This window comes from Paenibacillus sp. FSL R5-0623 (genome assembly GCF_037974265.1).
Classification (GTDB): domain Bacteria; phylum Bacillota; class Bacilli; order Paenibacillales; family Paenibacillaceae; genus Paenibacillus.
In genome coordinates, this window is record NZ_CP150233.1 from 1,514,603 (window position 1) to 1,533,241 (window position 18,639).

The following is an 18,639-nucleotide window of genomic DNA, read 5'->3' on the forward strand; positions in this document are numbered from 1 at the left end:
GATTATTTTGTTCCCGGAAAAGTTGTCGGAAAAGTGAAATCAAGATGCATCTGCACACGGCAGAGGTTGATTCTGTTCCTCTGCCTTCCGAAGTAACATTCGGAAAAAGATGAGCGCTCCAAGCCCCATCAGGACATACAGACCAGCCATCGCATAGGAGGGCAGAAAGTCTCCAATGGTTAACCCGAGACTGCCGAGGAGGGCAGCGGCGTTGTAGCTTAACCCGTCAGCAGCCATATAGGCAGCACGGTCCGAATCTGGAATCATGCCCGCGAGCATGACCTGACGAACAGGGGCGTACATCAATTCTCCAATGGTTAGCAATATAGCGGATGAGATGAGTAACCAGGCCCAGTTGCTGAAAGCCAGTACGGTGAAACCTGCGGTATAGAGGAGCATACCAACAGTCATGATAGATCGGGACTGGAAGCGACCTATCCATCTGGAGAATGGAATGGCAACCAAGGCGACCAGTACGGTGTTGATGACCATGATCAGGCTGAACATATGCAGACCTGAGATATCTGAGCCGAACAGTTGGGCGGTGAATTCATTTTTTAGACGAACAGCGATGTATTTATCCAACTGAAATTCCAGGGAGACTGCAAGTACAGTAGCCGTGAAAAATATCATGAAACGTTTGTCCTGAAAGACCGCCCAGTACGTTTTCAGTATGTTCCTCTGGATGGGAGCATCGCCATAACCAAGCGCGCGTTTATCCATTGTTTCACGAATCATAAAGATCAAAATAAACAGGGTAACCAGGCTTTCAAGGCATATCAGACTGAACAATAGGAAACGAAATGATTCGAAAAATAGCCCGCCCATCAGTGCACCAAAAGTTACAGCAACGTTTGTTGTCCAATATTGCAATCCATATACATAATGACGTTCATGTTCACTGCTCACGTCGACAATCATGGCATTAGCAATCGGCACGGTGATCCCTGAACTGAGACTGCTGAGCAGAAACATGAGACAAGTGACAAGGATCGAATCCACCCACGGCGAATTGGCGATGGCCAAGCATAGTAAAGCCATGACCTGGAGACTTTGTGCGATCACCATCAATTTCTTCCGTCCAATCCGATCAGACCAATATCCTGCCCACAATCCCACAATCATGGAAGCCACAATATTAACCGTCAGCAATAACCCCGCTAAACCTGCGCCAATCTGAATACTCAGATAGATCGCCATGAATGGAATGATGGATTTCTGGGTCAGATCGGTGAAAAAATCAGTAATGATACGTATCCTGATGTTAGGGTGCAGATCGGCGTATTTCATAAGTCGTTTTTCTTCCTTCCCACTGGTCATGTTGATGTTACTGAGTATAATGGAGGAAAACCTGAAGAAAAACTGTAGAAGCATCCATAGAGATTTCGTATTTTAGCAGAAGGTAGGGCATATATGGACGTATCAGAACATTACATTCAACTGCGATTAAACTTTTCACATGTGCATGATGAACAAGAAGTACATACAACAGTAGGTGAACTTGCGGATCTTTTATGTTGTACCATGCGCAATATGAACCTCATTATGAACAAATTCAAGGAGAACGGATGGGTTAGATGGAACCCGCAGCGCGGAAGAGGCAAAAAATCGATGCTGATATTTTGTGTCCCGTTGCTTGAAGTGGTGCGTGAACGGTTTGACCATCTCCTGGATGGGAACAGGATGGAGGATGCCTATGAACTGGCCGCCACCTTACCAATTACGATGCGAGAACACCTGATGCAGCAAATGCAGCATCAATTCGGTCTGCGTTCGAATAAAGGGGACAGAGGACGAGTAGATACATTGCGGATTCCGCAGAATACACCTTTTAAGACTCTCGACCCAACGCAGACAGGGATGTGGGGAGAAGTTTTCATCATTGCAGAAGTCTTTGATCGTTTGGTCTGTTATCATGCTGAACGCCAAGTATGCGAGCCAAGTCTGGCTATAGCATGGGAGAGTCATGGAGATGGAAGGGAATGGACCTTTTATCTGCACAAAGGCATACCTTTTCATCATGGAAGGATACTGGATGCAGAGGACGTCAAGTTTACCTTTGATCGCATTATCTCTGACAAGAGTAACCCATGTAGGCCTCTGTTTGGTTCCATTGAGAGCATAGAAGTGCATGACCAGTTGACTGTACGTTTTGTGTTAAATAAGCCTAACTTCATGTTTCCGGATCTAATGAGCAGTATGTGTGCATCTATCCTGCCTAGAGATGTGGAGATGAACCCGCTTCATCCAATTGGAACAGGACCTTATCGATTGACTCGTCATGATTCGAAGCTGCTCGTGCTTGAGGCTTTTCTTGCCTATTTCAGAGGGCGTGCTTATGTGGATCGCGTTGAAGTGTGGCAGCTCCCCCACTCGGGAAAGGCGGAGTCCATCATCAAGCATGATTTATTTCCGGATGTACAACCTCGTGCTGTACAGCATGAGATGCAGGGCGGAGTGTACATGACGTTTAATATGCAAAAGGAAGGGCCCCAGCATGATGTGAATTTTCGCCGGGCTGTTCAACAGCTATTGAATGCGTATGAGCTGTCGCAAGCGCTCGGAAGCACGAATACGCAGCCTGCTTATAGTCTGATTCGAGGACGAGTACAGCCACCTTTAAAGGTGGCTCCAGATCAAGGGGAGCCATGGAAACAGCAATCGGAACAACTGGATGGTTCTTTCATATCTGTACCAGTCCTTTCCGTGGAGACCTCACTGGCGCGGGCCTCAGCATTATTGCGTTGCAGCTCTTACCAAGGGGAGAGTTTAAGCCTGTGGGTGGAAGAAGGAGAGAAGATGGAGGCGGATATGGTCTGGTTTGCAGAGAGAAGTAAACAGATTGGCCTACATATCAACATTATGCCGGGAGATCCGGTCCAAGCAGTCTATCAAGATGGGTTCGGGGATTGTGATCTGATCTATACAGGAGAAGTCTTCAATGATCATGTCGTGTTGAGTCTCGTGACGATGTACACCTTCCAGAACACGTTATTCCTGATTGCGATGAATGATCACTGGAGACATGAACTGGAACAGGAATGTGGACGAGTGGTCATGATCAAGGAACCTATGGAGCGATTGAATAGATTGATTCGGCTAGAAGATCGACTGATTCAGGAGGCGTTGCTTCTGCCCACGTACAGCTTCAGGGAAGAACACGCTCATCATGATTCGCTGCGAGATTATCGTCTTGCGGGGTATGGTCTGCCTGATCTGCGCAGATTGTGGGTGAAGAGAAGCCCTGGTGCCGGTGAAGAGGATACGAGTTATCCGGTGTATATTCCGTTGTGGTAGGTGGGAACGACTAAGAGCTTAGTAATGCCGTATTAACGGACTTCACCGATTGCTTGTCAAACTAGTCCGCATATATCGAACAAGTCCCTCATAACATGTACTAATCAAGTAGGGGTTCTGCTGCAAGCACAATCCTGAAGTGAAAACATGTGCTAAAGGGGATGATGTCATGCGCCGAATATCATGGATGCTTGCCATGGTATTGGTCTTATCGGTCTTGCTTGCCGCCTGCGGGAAGAAGGATGCGGCAGCTGTGGTCAAAGATCTGAACGAAGTCGTAGGAGAGATGGAAAGTTACCAGGGGGCAGGCGTGATGACGCTGCATACCGGAGATTCGCCGCAGCAGTACAAGGTCGAGGTATGGCATCAGAAGCCTTCCTATTATCGTATTGCGTTAACCAATGCAAAAAAAGATGTAACGCAGATTGTATTGCGTAATGATGAGGGTGTGTTTGTTCTTACGCCGAGTCAGAACAAAAGCTTCCGTTTTCAGAGCAATTGGCCAGACAACCAAGGACAGGTATACCTCTATGAAACATTGATCCGGAGCATTACAGGGGATACAACCCGTCAGTTTGCGGATGAGAAGGAGAGCTATGTTTTTGATGTAGCTGCCAATTATAATACACATGCACTTGTCAGACAGAAAATCTGGCTGAACAAATCGGATTACGCACCTAAACAGGTGGAGGTATCCGACTCCAATGCCAATGTTGTCGTGGATGTGAAGTTTGACTCTTTCAAATTCGGTGCTGAATTTGAAAAAGATGCCTTTGATATGCAACGTAACATGACCGCTGCTACAGAAAAAGGCGGCCAAACAGGAACGGATTCTGGTGTAACTCCTGCGGAGCAAACAGGTGAGGACGGCAGCAAAGAACCAGCCAATCCTCAGACTGCGCCCGAACCTGACGGAACTGTCAGTGATGGACAGACGGGTGTGAGTGGTGACACAGAGCAGCAAGGTACAGAGGGTGCTGCAACTGGTCAGGAAGGCGAAGAACCAACGCTTGCAGAGCCCGAAGGTCCAGACAGTTTCGGTGTCATTCAGCCGACGTATGCGCCGGAAGGAGTCCAGCTTAAGGATGATCAGATTTTGGAGGAAGCAGGAGACTATTCCGTCATGCTTCGTTATGAAGGAACATACAATTACACGATATTCGAAGCCAGACCACAGGATCGAGCTGTGTCGCTTGCTCCATCCCGTGTACTGGATCTGGGATTCACACTAGGGATGGTCAGCGGAGATGCACTGCAGACACTGACATGGACGACAGATGGCATAGAATATCGGATCACCAGTGCCGACCTGCCTGATACCGAAATGGTACGCATTGCAACATCCATGCAGGAAGAGTCAGGCAAATGATTTTTGAACGAATCCACGAATAGTAGCATAAACATAAGGAATGCTAAGAAGCATCGGAGACCTGTTCTCCGGTGCTTTGCTTTGATAAAAGACAGGTATTCATCTGGCGCCGTTTTTCTTACCAGATACACTCAATAATGCAAAACGCGCTTCTACGCAGAGGGAACCGGGTAAATAATCGATATAAGCAGATTTTGCTGGGGTGGAAAATGGAATTTTGCCCTGCCAATCTCGCTTATCGGTCTTCTTCTGTGTTCGCATTTGTTTCTCAAACGGCGCACCTTACATCTGTTTTTGAATGCGAAACTTCGGTTCATTTGACAGTCACATGCTGGAGCATTACGATGGAGTCTGACGTGAGCCGGATTAAGATGATTAGAGAAGGTGACTTAACGTGCAAGGACAATATCGGCCGACCCAAGCGGAGATCAATTTGGATCATTTGTGTACTAACGTAGAAGCTTTCCGCGAGGCATTGCCTCAGGGCATGAAATTCCTCGCCTGTGTGAAGGCCAATGCCTATGGACATGGAGCGGTGGAGACGGCTAGAGAACTGGAACGAGTGGGTGTGGATTACTTAAGTGTGGCTTTTCTTGACGAAGCTCTGGAATTGCGACAACATGGGATTACGATTCCAATCCTGGTATTGGGTTATACGCCGCCTGAAGGGATCGCTGGTGCATGGCAACATGATGTGACCGTCACACTGTTTAGCAGGGAAGTGCTTGACGCCATTCGACATCTGGATGCGAGCACATTCGCTAACAAACTGAAGGTTCATATTAAAATCGACAGCGGCATGGGCCGATTAGGTCTGTTGCCTGGCGATGAGGCATTGGCTTTCATTCAGGAAGTAGCTTCGCTCAATCAGGTGATGCTGGAAGGCATGTTTACCCATTTTGCCAGAGCAGATGAAGAAGACAAAACCTATACACTGGAGCAGTATAGACGGTTCCAAAGCGTGGTTCATGCGCTCAGGGATCAGGGATGTTCCATCCCGATTATACATACGGCGAACAGCGCCGCTGCCATTGATACACCGGAATTGTCCTATGATATGGTACGTGTGGGAATAAGCCTGTACGGACTGTATCCTTCGGCTGAGGTGAATCATCAGGTGGTGAAGTTGTCCCCGGTATTAACGCTGAAGACAAAAGCGGTTCTGGTCAAAACACTGCCACCCCATTGGGGGATCAGTTACGGAACCCGTTATTTTACGCAAGGGTATGAACGAATAGCGACCCTGCCAATCGGATATGCAGACGGATTCTCAAGAATGCTGACAGGTAAAGCACAAGTGCTTGTACGCGGCCGCCGCGTCCCTGTCGTCGGTACGATCTGCATGGATCAGTGTATGGTGTCGTTACAATCTTTCGCGGAAGAGGCGGAAGAAATTCAAGTCGGCGAAGAGGTTGTCCTTATCGGTCATCAGTCTGGTGGCGTAATAACCGCAGACGAGGTGGCATCCCAGCTCGGTACGATTGCTTATGAAGTGATCTGCATGATGGCGCACCGCATTCCAAGGGTATATACCCGCGGGGGAGCAGTAGTTGCCAGAATCAATCCACTTTTGACATCCTGATAGGTAAACTGGACGTCATTACCAATAAACTTTTTTTCAGAACAGAAGGAAAACTGTCGGAGCATCTCGAATTATGTATGACGATAAGGATTTAATTCCTGAATTGAGATGTTTGGTCTGTACGAATATTGTTCCCCGTGTTTATAATGGAGTACAGCATACTTGATATACTCGGGGCATATATATTCCTTTGTATAAAAGTTCTGGAAAAACGTAATACTGGTTCACAATGGCGAAAGGTTTGTGGGGGTGGAAGAAAGGTGGCCAACTTGCAGAACACCAAGCGGATCATGATCAGTTTACCTGATTATCTTTTGCAGGAAGTGGATGGCATCGTAGCGCTGGAGAATTCCAACCGCAGCGAATTGATTAGGCAGGCTATGAAGCTGTATTTGACGGAGCGTAAGAAACGTTACATCCGTGAAACGATGCAGCGAGGGTACATGGAGATGGCAAAAATTAATCTGACCATGGCATCCGAAGCCTTTCATGCGGAGGAAGATGCGGACAGCACTCTGGACCGCTTAGTTAGCGGGGTGTAGACATTGATCGTAAAACGTGGTGACGTTTTTTTTGCGGATCTTTCTCCCGTTGTCGGTTCCGAGCAAGGTGGAGTCAGGCCGGTTCTGGTGATCCAGAATGATATCGGCAACCGGTTCAGTCCAACTTGTATTGTGGCGGCTATCACCGCCCAAATCCAGAAGGCAAAGCTGCCAACGCATGTTGAAATTGATGCGGCGGCACACGGCTTTGACCGGGACTCGGTTATTTTGCTCGAACAAATACGGACGATTGATAAACAGAGGCTGACTGACAAGATTACCCATCTGGACGAGGAGACCATGAAACTGGTCAACGAAGCCTTACAGATCAGCCTTGGTTTAATCGATTTTTAAGGCAACCAGCGTCTTGCACGCTGCCCTGCCGTCCGTTGGCAATGGATGTTCCTGTAAGGGAACACACTGAATTCAGACTGTAACCAAAAGAGCGTATGACATCCTTCGGGCTGTTATGCGCTCTTTTGATTAAGCTTGATGAAAGCGTAGAACATTGGCGATCTTTTCGCTATAATGAAACCTGAGAAACCGTTTACCCGAAAGACCTATATATAGAGGTGGAGGAGACATATGAGCATTTACATCAATCAAGAGAAACTTCAGTTTCATTTACAGACCCGCGAGGCCAGTTACGTATTCCAGGTACTGCCCTCAGGATATTTGGTGCATTTGTATTATGGCAAAAAATTACGCGACACCGATCTGAGCTGGTTGCATGTGCGGAGAGAACGAGCGTCCTTTAGCCCCAACCCGGTGCCAGAGGATCGTACGATCTCATTCGATACGTTGCCAGTGGAATTGCCAGTGTATGGCACGAGTGATTTCCGTAATCCTGCAATTCAATTGGAACTTGAGAATGGCTCAACCGTTTCGGAGTTTACCTATACAGGTCATCGATTGATCAAAGGAAAGGCAGCGCTTACCGGACTGCCAGCAACCTATGTTGAATCCGATGACGAAGCAGAGACGCTGGTTATTGAGTTGGAAGACCGCGTTGCAGGCATCAAAATCGAGCTTTCCTATACAGCCTTTACGGCATTTAATGCGATTACACGCTCCATGCGTATCGTTAATGAGAGCGCTACCTCAGTGAATGTGGCGCGTGCGCTCAGTTCATCTGTTGATTTCCCGCATGCTGATTATGAATTGTTGCAATTGTCAGGGGCTTGGACACGGGAACGTGATATCGTTCGCAGACCGCTTGCTTCAGGCCTGCAAGGGATTGAGAGCCGTCGTGGTTCAAGCAGTCACCAGCAGAATCCATTTATTGCGTTGATGACACCAGGCACGGATGAAGACCAAGGTGAAGTTTACGGATTCAGTCTCGTTTATAGCGGCAGCTTCACTGCACAGGCTGAAGTGGATCAGTTCCACACCACCCGTGTGTCACTCGGAATCAATCCGTTCGAGTTCAGCTGGAAGCTGGAGCCGCAAGAAGCTTTCCAGACACCTGAGACGGTTATGGTTTACTCGGCTGCAGGTCTGGATGGTATGTCTCAGTCCTACCACGAATTGTATCGGGAGCGTCTTGCGCGTGGTAAGTTCCGCAATGCGGAACGTCCGGTTCTGGTCAATAACTGGGAAGCAACCTACTTTGGATTCAATGCAGACAAGATTGAACAGATTGCTCGCGCTGGACAGAAGCTGGGTATTGAGCTGTTTGTCTTGGATGATGGCTGGTTTGGACACCGGGACAGTGACAACTCCTCGCTGGGTGACTGGATTGTAGATAAAAACAAATTGCCACAGGGACTGGATGATCTGGCTAACCGCGTAACAGGTTTGGATATGCAGTTTGGATTGTGGTTTGAGCCTGAGATGATCTCGCCAGACAGTGAGCTGTATCGTGCGCACCCGGACTGGTGTCTGCATGTGCCTGATCGTCGCCGGACAGAAGGGCGTCAACAATTGGTACTCGACTTCTCTCGTCAGGATGTACGTGATGAGATTGTGCGCATGTTAACAGACGTACTTGGTTCTGCACCAATCACTTATGTGAAATGGGACATGAACCGGAATATGACGGAAGTGGGTTCCGCATTGCTTCCGGCAGACAGACAGCGTGAGACTGCGCATCGTTATATGCTGGGGTTGTATGAGGTCATGGAACGAATCACTTCGGCGTTCCCGAACATTCTGTTCGAGAGCTGTTCAGGTGGTGGTGGCCGCTTCGATCCAGGTATGCTGTATTACATGCCACAGACGTGGACAAGTGATAACACGGATGCCATATCCCGCCTGCGGATTCAATACGGTACGAGTCTTGTGTACCCGGTAAGTTCGATGGGGTCGCATATCTCAGCGGTACCGAATCATCAGGTCAACCGGATCACTTCACTTGAAATTCGGGGACATGTTGCGATGTCGGGCAACTTCGGTTACGAGCTGGATCTGACGAAATTCACGGAGGAAGAGAATGACATCGTGAAAGCCCAGGTTGAGCTGTACAAAGAGATTCGTGGAACGGTTCAATATGGAACATTCCGTCGTTTGCTCAGTCCGTTTGAAGGCAATGAGACAGCGTGGATGTTTATTGCACCGGATGGAAGCGAAGCTGTTGTATTCTACTTCCGCGTGCTCTCTGAGCCTAATGCGCCACTTCAGCGCCTGAAGCTGAAAGGTTTGGACCCTAATGCGGATTACCGTCTGAAAGGCGGATCAGAGACCTTTACCGGCGATGCCCTCATGTATGGCGGTATTTCGGTAGGCAGTGCATCAGGAGATTATCTGAGCGAACTGTTCCGCTTTGAACGCGTATAGATTACAAATGGATATAAAGTTCTAAACGGAAAGACCGAGGAGCGTCGTGTTGACGTTTTTCGGTCTTTTTCTGACGTATTGGGGAAGGCTGGAGGATGACATCATTCTGTCAGAACTTGTATGCTTGCGGATTGATGGAAATCTGGACGGGATTCTGTGATAATATAGGGTAGAGTGGAAGAAACAAATGGTTTAACTATACTGTAATTACAGCAGCAAAGCTGCCCTGAAATGATTGTAACGAACGATTCAGGAAGGAAAGAGGGATTTATTTTGTCTGAACAGGAAACGGTTCTGGAACCCAATGAAGAAACAATAAAGGCAGAACGCCATGAACGAATCATCAAACAGGTAGCCAAGGAACTGTCACTGTCCTTGAAGCAGGTCCGCACAACGTCGGAGCTTCTGGACGAAGGCAATACGATTCCATTTATCGCCCGCTACCGTAAAGAAATGACTGGAGAGCTGGATGAGAACCAGCTGCGATCGATTGAAGAACGCATTGTTTATCTGCGCAATCTTGAGGATCGCAAATTGGAAGTCATCCGTATTATAGAGGAACAGGGCAAACTGACCGGAGAACTGAAGCAATCCATTACGCAAGCTGTGAAGCTGCAAGAAGTGGAAGACTTGTATCGACCTTACCGTCAGAAGCGTAAAACACGTGCCAGTGTGGCCAAGGAAAAAGGTCTTGAACCCCTTGCTGGTTGGATCTGGGGTCAACCGAAACAAGGAGATGCACTCCAGGAAGCTGCGAAATATATCAATGCTGAACTGGGTGTAGAAGATGCGGAGTCGGCGCTTCAGGGAGCCAAAGATATTCTGGCGGAGAATATCGCAGACGATGCTGCCATTCGTGCCTGGATTCGTCGGTACACCTTGGATCACGGGATGCTGACTTCAGAAGCGAAGGATGCTCAAGAGGAGTCCGTGTACGAGAATTATTATGATTACCGCGAATTAGCCAAAAAGATGCCTCCACACCGTATTCTCGCGATTAATCGCGGTGAACGTGAGAGTATTCTGAAAGTCGGCCTGGACGTACAGGCAGAACCGGCCCATCGCCATATGGAAGGACAGATCATTCGTGGTGCTTCTGCCGTGCAGGATATCCTGCGTGATGTGATTGAAGATGCATACAAGCGGCTGATTGCGCCTTCCATCGAGCGTGAAGTTCGTGGAGAGCTCACGGAAAAGGGTGAAAATCAGGCTATATCGGTATTCTCGGCCAATCTGCGTAATCTGTTGCTTCAACCGCCGATTCATGGCAAACGTGTGCTGGGTGTCGATCCTGCCTTTCGTACAGGTTGTAAACTTGCTGTAGTAGATGATACGGGCAAGTTGCTGGAAGTGGCTGTGACCTACCCAACGCCACCACACAACAAGAAACGTGAAGCTGCGGAAGTATTTCATCGGATGATCAAGCAATATGATATCGGACTGATCGTCATTGGTAATGGTACCGGATCACGTGAGACGGAGCAGTTTGTAGCCGAGATCATTCAGGAAAACGGTGACGAAAGTCTTGTGTATCTAATCGTTAACGAAGCAGGCGCGAGCGTATATTCTGCATCCAAGCTGGCCCAGGAAGAGTTCCCTGATCTGGATGTTGCAGAGCGTAGTGCGGCTTCCATTGCTCGCCGGGTACAAGATCCGCTTGCGGAGTTGGTTAAGATTGATCCAAAAGCCATTGGCGTGGGTCAATATCAGCATGACGTATCCCAGAAGATTCTCGAAGAAAGCCTGAAGGCTGTCGTGGAATCTGCAGTTAACCATGTGGGTGTGGACGTGAATACGGCATCACCTTCGTTACTGTCATATGTAGCCGGAGTTAACGCTACGATTGCCAAAAACATTGTGAAGTACCGTGAAGAGAATGGCCGGTTCACGAACCGCCGTCAGCTTCAGAAGGTTCCGCGTCTGGGTGCCAAAACCTACGAGCAGTGCGTAGGATTTATGCGTATTGGTGAGGGCGAGAATCCATTGGATCGTACACCGATTCACCCTGAGTCTTACAAGGTAGTGGATCAGCTGTTCAAGGAGCTTCAGGTTGCACTGGACAAGCTGGGAAGCAAGGAACTGTCGGTGTTACTGTCGGAGCAACAGCCAGAGCAATTAGCTGTGAAACTGGACGTAGGTGTACCTACATTGCGTGACATTCTGGACAGCTTGCAGCGTCCGGGTCGTGACCCGCGTGAAGAAATGCCGTTGCCAATCTTCCGTACAGATGTATTGAAAATTGAGGATCTGGTGGAAGGCATGGAGCTGCAAGGTACGGTTCGGAACGTTATTGATTTCGGTGCTTTTGTTGATATTGGGATCAAGAGTGATGGACTTGTCCATATCTCACAGCTCAGCAACGGGTATGTTAAACATCCGATGGATGTTGTATCTGTCGGGGATAATGTAACGGTCTGGGTTATGAATGTGGATACCAAAAAAGGCCGTGTCGGCCTGACGATGAAGAAGCCTGCATCAGCGCAACAGACTTCTTAAATAGTAGGAATGGAGAACAGCCTTCCCTAACCAGGAAGGCTGTTTGTTGTCGACAGTAATGTTCCCGTTGTCCGTTCTAATTCCTTTAGTAAGTAAGTACGGTGGGAATAATGATGGCTTTTTCTTAAAGTGCGTGTTCAAAAGGCCATCCTTCGTAATCCAAAGCAGACTTTTATGAACAACCTCTTAAAGTTCGTTCTCCGCGCTACGTGGTGTGCCATTTGCTGGTTTATTGCGATAAAAGAACCAGCATTCGTTCAGCAACTTGATTTGCCGGCTGTCCTTTTTGTGAAATGCACGCATCAGTTGATTGCAAAGCCATTGAGGCAAGGGTATCTCCTCCTCTTGCATAATTCATCTGTACGTTAGCATATGTGGCAATAGCCTGGACTGTGCGGGATAAGTGGAGGCCTCCGGCAAATCAATCTTGTTCATTCAAAAAAAAGCACAACTCCCAATTCAGGGAGATGTGCTTTTCGTTCTCATCATTATGAAATGATAACTGTAGTGAATTAGAGAGCTTCCATCTCTTCTTCATACCATTGTTCCAATTGGGCCTGAAGAGCCCGGATTTCGGTAAGCAGAGAAATCAAAGGATAATGGCTTTCACGTAGTGCTGCAAAAGATTCTTCAAGCGCATTGATATAATCAAGGCCGCCGATGATAATAAGATTTTCGTTTAGGAGATCGAGGCTGTCACATTCGGCGATCGCCCAAGGCAGGACAGGGACATCTGCTGCAGTGAGTTTATCAATTTCCTTGTGCAGGCGCAGGTTGAGCGCACTGAGTTGATAGGCGTAATCTGCCGGCATTTCCACGAACTGCAATTGTTGTTCCTGCTGCAGGATGACATAGCGCATTGTAGGCATAACGAGTAATAATCTCCCCTCATACATTCTACTTGACAGTGTAGCCTACGAAACGGTTAAAATTCAAGTATTATGCCGGAAAAACAAATGCTCCGAGGGGGTGCAAGGAGAGGATACTGATGGAAAATGAGGAATTGCAACAATGGATTGAACAGGTATCACTGGATCATTTCGGAGTGCCGTTCACCCATGAAGCTTTGTTTAACAGTCGCCTGACCACGACGGGTGGGCGTTATATGCTCAAAAGTCACCGGATTGAGATCAATCCGCATCAACTCGAAGCCTATGGGCGAGATGAGGTTGAGAAAATTATCAAGCATGAGCTGTGTCACTATCATCTGCATATTCGTGGGCGCGGCTATCAGCATCGTGACCCGGAATTCAAGGCTTTATTGCAGAAGGTAGGCGGCTCGCGTTACTGCCAATCACTTCCTGACGGCAAAGGCAGAAAGCCGCTGCCATATCGTTATAAGCTGGTGTGCAAGAGCTGTGGTACGGAATATTTGCGCAAGCGGAAAATAGATCCGAAGCGATACCGTTGTGGTCGTTGCGCGGGAAAACTGGGCCTTCAGAATATTTGATGTGTGCATTGTTCGCTATGCGTAAGTAAAGTGATGAAAGGCATGTTGACTTGGATTATTAATCATGATAGATTAATCTTATTCAAGTTAATTTTCCCTGATAGCTCAGTTGGTAGAGCACTCGACTGTTAATCGAGTTGTCACAGGTTCGAGCCCTGTTCGGGGAGCCATTTCTTGGAGAGATACCCAAGTGGCTATAAGGGGACCCTCTGCTAAGGGGTTAGACTGCGTAAGCGGTGCGAGGGTTCGAATCCCTCTCTCTCCGTTCTGAATAAACTTCTCTGCAAAGGGATGAGAACCCTAAAGGTTCGTCGGAGCATAAGCTTCGTTAGCAATACTTCGCAGTCTCGAACGAAGTGAGAGTATCCCTCTCTCTCCGTTCTGATTGCACAAAAAATCCCCTTCACATTAGACCGGTTAACGGTCAGTGTGAAGGGGATTTTTTGCGTTTACTGATCTTTGGTTATCCCTTGTATACGCTTCTGCTTAAAGTGTGATGCTCAACATCTCGTATAAACCTTTCTTGCCTGCTTCCGTTACTTCGACAGAGCGACTTCCTGTTTTTTGACGAATCCAGTCCAGTTCCGATAATCGATGTCTGAGTTGTTCCCCGAGCATACCTGAGAGATGATGACGGCGTTCGCTCCAATCCAGACATTTACGAGCGATGGCCCGGCGTGATCCTGGCTTCATCTGAAGTTTAATTCCAAACGTAGTGAACCATTGCGTTCCTTTCTCCGTAACATGATAATCCTTACTGTGTGTCTCTTCGGGCTCCGTAAGATACCCCTTCTCTAACAAGGCTTCACAGAGTGAAATTCCCAATTTGCCGGCCAAATGACCATAACAAGTCCGTGCATAACTCAATTGTTGAAGCTGATTGGATTGTTTGAGAGAGCGTACCTGTACCGGCGGGGCAATACTGGCCATCGTTTCAATCAGATTAGCAATTTCTTTACTTGCAAGACGGTAGTATCGGTGGCGTCCTTGTTGTTCAACTTCGAGTAATCCTCCCTCTACGAGTTTAGCTAAATGGCTGCTTGCCGTCTGGGGAGTGACACTTGCCATATGAGCAAGCTCTCCTGCAGGCAACGCACGGCCATCCAGTAAGGATGACAGAAAAATAGCGCGGCTTGGATCAGCGATTAACGACGCAATAACAGTAATATTCGGATATACATTCATACTTCGATCATATCTGAACTATTACTGTATTACAATCCAGTTGTATCGTCCTACGGTCAGATTGAGCTTATATATCATTGGAATGGGAACAGGAGAGGTTCAGGATGAAAAAGATAACGAAACAGGACTTTGCTACAGAGCAGTTGTCGGAGAGTCCAGCAGTGATTCAACATGAAACGATTAACCCGAGTATTTTATATTATGGTACGCCTGTAGTGCTGCTGAGCACATTAAATGAGGATGGATCAACCAACCTGTCACCATTATCCTCGTCTTGGGCACTGGGGGATTGTCTGGTTCTCGGTCTAGGTACACAGGGCAAAGCCTATGAAAATCTGAGTCGAAACCCGGAGTGTGTAATTAATCTGCCGGACGCGACCATGTGGAAAAAGGTTGAGGCATTGGGTCGTTATACGGGAGTTACCCCGGTTCCTGAGGAGAAAAGGAAGATGGGCTATGAATATTGTCATGATAAATTCACTGTAGCTGGACTGACATCTGAATGCTCGGTTCAGGTAGCACCAGATAAAATAGTTGAATGTCCGCTCCAGATTGAAGCGGCTGTACAACACATACGTATTCCTGAACATACACCGTTCATGGCGATTGTTGAAGTGAAAGCGTTGAAGGTGCACGCGCACACCAAACTAATATCTGGACCGAACAAAATTAATCCGGAGGAATGGCATCCGCTGATATATAATTTCAGACATTATTTCGGATTGGGCAAGAGACAAGGGGAAAATTTCCGGGTTGAGAATTGACCTGAGTAGAGGCTTTTTATTAGTCATGTAAAGATTGGGTAATAGTAAAGATAGACTCATGTAAGCATATACATAATGAAAGAGGTGATGTGCATGGAAGTGGAATATTTGATGCGTGTACTCATAGCTGGAATATGTGGTGTGCTAATCGGATATGAGCGCAAGAACCGAATGAAAGAGGCGGGAATTCGTACTCATTTTGTGGTTGCTGTAGGTGCTGCACTGATGATGATTGTATCGAAGTACGGATTCCAGGACCAGGCTGGCTGGGACAATCTGTCTCTTGATCCGTCAAGGATTGCTGCACAAGTCGTTAGCGGTGTGGGGTTCATTGGAGCCGGGATGATCTTCACACAGCGGCATACGGTCAGGGGATTGACCACAGCGGCTGGCATATGGGCTACGGCAGGCATGGGACTTGCTGTGGGTTCAGGTCTGTATTGGACCGGTGCAGGCGTGACACTGCTTATTGTCGTGGCACAGATGTTACTGCATAGACCCACACGTTGGTTGGTATCCGCCCGAACAGAGACGTTAACCATCCATCTGCAAAATGAAGGAGAGGCCTTGAAGACTGTTTTGGCACTGCTGGGACAGGAAAAGATCTCGGTCATCGGATTTAAGACTGAACAGCAAACAAGCACGGACTCCGTGGAAGAGACTGTGCTTGAGTTCACATTGCAACTACCGGGTTCATACCGGGGCGAGCAACTGATTATTTTGTTACAGGACGTGCCTCACGTTCGATCTGCGGAGTTAAAATGAAGCGAACCTGCATGGCTCAACAGGCGACCATGCAGGTTCAGTGCTTAATTCAGTATGGGTTCAATTACTGACCTTCTCCGACAATTGTTTCTGGGCGGGATACCGGTTTGCCTTCAAGCAGGCACTCGATGGCATGGGCAACACCGTGCTCCACATTGGTCAGCGTTATGGCTTTGGCTAATGCCTGGATCTCGGGTTCGCCATTACCCATGGCGATGCCGAGTCCTGCCATTTTTAACATGGAGACATCGTTGAAGTTATCACCGATCGCTACTGTATCTTCCATGGAGATGTTCAGGTGAGCCGCCAGTTTGGTGAGGGCATTACCTTTGGATACGTCCGGGTGCTGCATTTCGAAGTTATGTTCAAAGGATACAACCATAGCGACATCGGATCGGGAAGCGAAGTATTCTCGTCCTGTCTTTACTTTGTCCGGATTCATGGAGAAGGCCATAATATTATAGATGTAGGCTTCTGCCGGAATTTCGAGATGGCTGTTTACGCGGTGGTAGTCTTTTTTGTCATAGTGTTTCTTGATGGAGCGAATCATGCGTGCAATGTCCTCACCAGGGTTTGAACCAAGAACACGTTCCATCTCGGCGAGCAAGGTCTCATGACTGCTACGCGGGGCATAGATGCCTTGTTGTGTTGAAGCCTCATAATAGACATCATGATCTTCCAGCCACTGCATGACGGAAGCTGCTGTGTCACGCTCGAGCGGAAGATGGAATAAACGTTCACCGTCTGCATCATGAATTGTCGCTCCGTTGGAGCCAATAATTGGTGTTTTGATTCCACCTTCGCGGCTGATGGTCACAACATCGGAATAGACACGTCCTGTTGCAATGGTAACTTTCATACCAGATTGCTGGGCCTTTTGGATGGCTGCGGCATTCTCCGGGCTAATCTGGCTATCTATGTTCAACAAAGTTCCATCTAAATCTGTGGCAAATAATTTCATATATTTACAACTCCTTATCATCTGTAGGTTCAGGAATGAGAATCTCAACCTGTTGTTCGGCTAGAAAAACAAGCCATTCTTTGGTTGGCCATTGATCCGTAATCAATACATCCACCAATGACCAGTCGGCAAAACGATAACCATAACGTCTATCAAACTTGGATTGATCTGCAAGAACAACAACTTTCTTGGCAGCTTTCATCATTTGGTGTTTAATCTTCCCTTCCTCTTCGGAAGCACTGAAGCCATCCATGGTGATACCGCCAATTCCGATAAAGGCTTTATCTACATAATAGTGGGAGAGGGTCTCGATAACAGAGGTACCGTAGACATAACGTTGTTCCTTATCTACTTTGCCTCCGAGCAAACGAATCTGGACAGCAGTGTGATTGGAGAGAAGATCAGCGGAATGAATCGAATTGGTAATGACGGTACAGGATTTGCCGTTTAAGTTCTCGGCACAGGCCTGCACAGTCGTGGATGAGTCCAGAATAATAATCTCGCCTTCCCTTACAATGGCCGCAGCGAGTTTGCCGATGGCCCTCTTTTCCTCAGATACATCGAGTAAACGGTCTTTGTAGGATCTAAATTCTTGCGGAGGAGGGGGGAGAATCGCGCCGCCACGTGTTCGGATAATGGCATCCTGTTCCTCAAGCTTAATCAGATCCCTGCGTGCAGTATCCCGTGATACATCAAACAAGGCGACAATATCATCGGCTGAGATGCGATTGTGTTTGCGTAGATGTTCAACAATGAGCTGCATTCGTTCTTCTTGAAACAAACATGTCACCTCCGAGTGTATGGATGACCGTACTTATACTGATACTTTAATTATAAGTATTTTTAATGTGATTTGCAATATTATAAGTGAACGTAAGTTTTTGTAAGTGTTTTAATGAATGATTTACATTTTTCCTGCACAGTGATGACACTGGCATGAATAGGGGAGGTGGCTATAACGGGGCTCTGAATTACAGTATGCAATGGACAAAAACGCTTGAAAAATAAATTTCAAAAAAAGTATTGCAAGTTCAAATTATCCTGTGGTATACTCATTCTTGTCGCCAAGAAAGACAACTTGTTATTAAGGCCCGTTGGTCAAGGGGTTAAGACACCTCCCTTTCACGGAGGTAACAGGGGTTCGAATCCCCTACGGGTCATATCTTCACCACCTCATGAGATATACATTTTCGATGAGTAATCCTCAAAGTCATTGCTCTTATAGACAAGAATGAAGCATGGCACATCCGGTGAAGTTTACAGCAAGAGCCATTAGCTCAGTTGGTAGAGCACCTGACTTTTAATCAGGGTGTCGAAGGTTCGAGCCCTTCATGGCTCACCATTTTTACAATTGAATATGCGGTCGTGGTGGAATGGCAGACACGCTATCTTGAGGGGGTAGTGGGTGTATACCCGTGGAGGTTCGAGTCCTCTCGACCGCATCACAGCAACA

16 protein-coding genes and 5 tRNA genes are annotated in these 18,639 nt (G+C 47.5%); 15 read left to right on the top strand and 6 right to left on the bottom strand.

What is annotated here, in order from left to right:
- Positions 1-39: 39 nt before the first annotated feature.
- Positions 40-1,290 carry an MFS transporter gene (locus MKY92_RS06770; RefSeq protein WP_339299834.1) on the bottom strand — a complete coding sequence of 417 codons (1,251 nt, stop codon included), beginning with the start codon at positions 1,288-1,290 and terminating at the stop codon, positions 40-42.
- 123 nt (positions 1,291-1,413) lie between these two features.
- On the opposite strand from MKY92_RS06770, the gene MKY92_RS06775 reads away from it, so the two are divergent.
- The 7 genes from MKY92_RS06775 to MKY92_RS06805 all read left to right on the top strand — a co-directional run bounded on the left by MKY92_RS06775 (position 1,414) and on the right by MKY92_RS06805 (position 12,061).
- Positions 1,414-3,297 (top strand): ABC transporter substrate-binding protein, encoded by a 1,884-nt coding sequence (locus MKY92_RS06775; RefSeq protein ID WP_339299835.1) that lies wholly within the window; start codon positions 1,414-1,416, stop codon positions 3,295-3,297.
- Between the two features lie 169 nt (positions 3,298-3,466).
- A complete protein-coding gene (locus MKY92_RS06780) occupies positions 3,467-4,666 on the top strand; it encodes a DUF4367 domain-containing protein (RefSeq protein WP_339299836.1) in 1,200 nt (399 codons plus the stop codon).
- A 394-nt stretch (positions 4,667-5,060) separates the two neighbouring features.
- Entirely contained in the window at positions 5,061-6,248 is a 1,188-nt protein-coding gene (gene alr / locus MKY92_RS06785; protein WP_339299837.1) for an alanine racemase, read from the top strand.
- A gap of 260 nt (positions 6,249-6,508) precedes the next feature.
- The gene (locus MKY92_RS06790) at positions 6,509-6,790 is read left to right on the top strand and encodes a ribbon-helix-helix protein, CopG family (RefSeq protein WP_017690037.1); all 282 of its coding nucleotides are present in this window, start codon (positions 6,509-6,511) and stop codon (positions 6,788-6,790) included.
- Positions 6,791-6,793: 3 nt separating this feature from the next.
- Positions 6,794-7,144, top strand: coding sequence for a type II toxin-antitoxin system PemK/MazF family toxin (locus MKY92_RS06795; RefSeq protein ID WP_024630714.1), 351 nt, complete (start codon positions 6,794-6,796; stop codon positions 7,142-7,144).
- 231 nt (positions 7,145-7,375) lie between these two features.
- Positions 7,376-9,565, top strand: coding sequence for an alpha-galactosidase (locus tag MKY92_RS06800; RefSeq protein WP_339299838.1), 2,190 nt, complete (start codon positions 7,376-7,378; stop codon positions 9,563-9,565).
- 273 nt (positions 9,566-9,838) lie between these two features.
- Positions 9,839-12,061: a Tex family protein gene (locus tag MKY92_RS06805; protein ID WP_339299839.1), complete on the top strand. Its 2,223-nt coding sequence runs from the start codon at positions 9,839-9,841 to the stop codon at positions 12,059-12,061.
- Between the two features lie 186 nt (positions 12,062-12,247).
- Here MKY92_RS06805 and cmpA read toward each other — a convergent pair whose 3' ends face one another.
- Together cmpA and MKY92_RS06815 are read right to left on the bottom strand one after the other, a co-directional pair.
- Positions 12,248-12,391, bottom strand: coding sequence for a cortex morphogenetic protein CmpA (cmpA, locus tag MKY92_RS06810; RefSeq protein WP_017690033.1), 144 nt, complete (start codon positions 12,389-12,391; stop codon positions 12,248-12,250).
- A 182-nt stretch (positions 12,392-12,573) separates the two neighbouring features.
- Positions 12,574-12,930: a hydrolase/acyltransferase gene (locus MKY92_RS06815; protein WP_339299840.1), complete on the bottom strand. Its 357-nt coding sequence runs from the start codon at positions 12,928-12,930 to the stop codon at positions 12,574-12,576.
- Positions 12,931-13,049: 119 nt separating this feature from the next.
- Between MKY92_RS06815 and MKY92_RS06820 the strand changes: the two genes are divergently transcribed.
- From MKY92_RS06820 to MKY92_RS06830, 3 genes are all read left to right on the top strand, one after another.
- Positions 13,050-13,511, top strand: a complete 462-nt coding sequence (locus tag MKY92_RS06820; protein WP_036669054.1) for a SprT family protein — start codon at positions 13,050-13,052, stop codon at positions 13,509-13,511.
- 94 nt (positions 13,512-13,605) lie between these two features.
- Positions 13,606-13,681, top strand: a tRNA-Asn gene (locus MKY92_RS06825).
- A 6-nt stretch (positions 13,682-13,687) separates the two neighbouring features.
- Positions 13,688-13,776, top strand: a tRNA-Ser gene (locus tag MKY92_RS06830).
- 221 nt (positions 13,777-13,997) lie between these two features.
- Here the strand turns inward: MKY92_RS06830 and MKY92_RS06835 are convergent.
- Positions 13,998-14,696 carry a winged helix-turn-helix domain-containing protein gene (locus MKY92_RS06835; protein WP_339299842.1) on the bottom strand — a complete coding sequence of 233 codons (699 nt, stop codon included), beginning with the start codon at positions 14,694-14,696 and terminating at the stop codon, positions 13,998-14,000.
- Between the two features lie 104 nt (positions 14,697-14,800).
- Between MKY92_RS06835 and MKY92_RS06840 the strand changes: the two genes are divergently transcribed.
- Together MKY92_RS06840 and MKY92_RS06845 are read left to right on the top strand one after the other, a co-directional pair.
- Positions 14,801-15,460 (top strand): flavin reductase family protein, encoded by a 660-nt coding sequence (locus MKY92_RS06840; RefSeq protein WP_339299843.1) that lies wholly within the window; start codon positions 14,801-14,803, stop codon positions 15,458-15,460.
- Between the two features lie 93 nt (positions 15,461-15,553).
- Positions 15,554-16,225, top strand: coding sequence for an MgtC/SapB family protein (locus MKY92_RS06845; RefSeq protein ID WP_017690026.1), 672 nt, complete (start codon positions 15,554-15,556; stop codon positions 16,223-16,225).
- A gap of 64 nt (positions 16,226-16,289) precedes the next feature.
- Here MKY92_RS06845 and MKY92_RS06850 read toward each other — a convergent pair whose 3' ends face one another.
- Both MKY92_RS06850 and MKY92_RS06855 read right to left on the bottom strand, forming a co-directional pair.
- Positions 16,290-17,186 carry a Cof-type HAD-IIB family hydrolase gene (locus MKY92_RS06850; protein ID WP_036610865.1) on the bottom strand — a complete coding sequence of 299 codons (897 nt, stop codon included), beginning with the start codon at positions 17,184-17,186 and terminating at the stop codon, positions 16,290-16,292.
- A gap of 4 nt (positions 17,187-17,190) precedes the next feature.
- The gene (locus MKY92_RS06855) at positions 17,191-17,967 is read right to left on the bottom strand and encodes a DeoR/GlpR family DNA-binding transcription regulator (RefSeq protein ID WP_047842021.1); all 777 of its coding nucleotides are present in this window, start codon (positions 17,965-17,967) and stop codon (positions 17,191-17,193) included.
- 307 nt (positions 17,968-18,274) lie between these two features.
- On the opposite strand from MKY92_RS06855, the gene MKY92_RS06860 reads away from it, so the two are divergent.
- The 3 genes from MKY92_RS06860 to MKY92_RS06870 all read left to right on the top strand — a co-directional run bounded on the left by MKY92_RS06860 (position 18,275) and on the right by MKY92_RS06870 (position 18,628).
- Positions 18,275-18,346, top strand: a tRNA-Glu gene (locus MKY92_RS06860).
- Positions 18,347-18,452: 106 nt separating this feature from the next.
- Positions 18,453-18,528, top strand: a tRNA-Lys gene (locus MKY92_RS06865).
- A gap of 17 nt (positions 18,529-18,545) precedes the next feature.
- Positions 18,546-18,628 (top strand) — tRNA-Leu (locus tag MKY92_RS06870).
- The last annotated feature ends 11 nt before the right edge of the window (positions 18,629-18,639 follow it).

What these genes read in the sequence shown, in the direction of transcription:
- MKY92_RS06850 (WP_036610865.1), bottom strand. Translation starts at nt 17,186, where the DNA reads ATGAAATTATTTGCCACAGATTTAGATGGAACTTTGTTGAACATAGAT.
- MKY92_RS06820 (WP_036669054.1), top strand. Translation starts at nt 13,050, where the DNA reads ATGGAAAATGAGGAATTGCAACAATGGATTGAACAGGTATCACTGGAT.
- MKY92_RS06840 (WP_339299843.1), top strand. Translation starts at nt 14,801, where the DNA reads ATGAAAAAGATAACGAAACAGGACTTTGCTACAGAGCAGTTGTCGGAG.
- MKY92_RS06800 (WP_339299838.1), top strand. Translation starts at nt 7,376, where the DNA reads ATGAGCATTTACATCAATCAAGAGAAACTTCAGTTTCATTTACAGACC.
- MKY92_RS06835 (WP_339299842.1), bottom strand. Translation starts at nt 14,696, where the DNA reads ATGAATGTATATCCGAATATTACTGTTATTGCGTCGTTAATCGCTGAT.
- MKY92_RS06815 (WP_339299840.1), bottom strand. Translation starts at nt 12,930, where the DNA reads ATGCCTACAATGCGCTATGTCATCCTGCAGCAGGAACAACAATTGCAG.
- MKY92_RS06845 (WP_017690026.1), top strand. Translation starts at nt 15,554, where the DNA reads ATGGAAGTGGAATATTTGATGCGTGTACTCATAGCTGGAATATGTGGT.
- MKY92_RS06780 (WP_339299836.1), top strand. Translation starts at nt 3,467, where the DNA reads ATGCGCCGAATATCATGGATGCTTGCCATGGTATTGGTCTTATCGGTC.
- MKY92_RS06770 (WP_339299834.1), bottom strand. Translation starts at nt 1,290, where the DNA reads ATGAAATACGCCGATCTGCACCCTAACATCAGGATACGTATCATTACT.
- MKY92_RS06775 (WP_339299835.1), top strand. Translation starts at nt 1,414, where the DNA reads ATGGACGTATCAGAACATTACATTCAACTGCGATTAAACTTTTCACAT.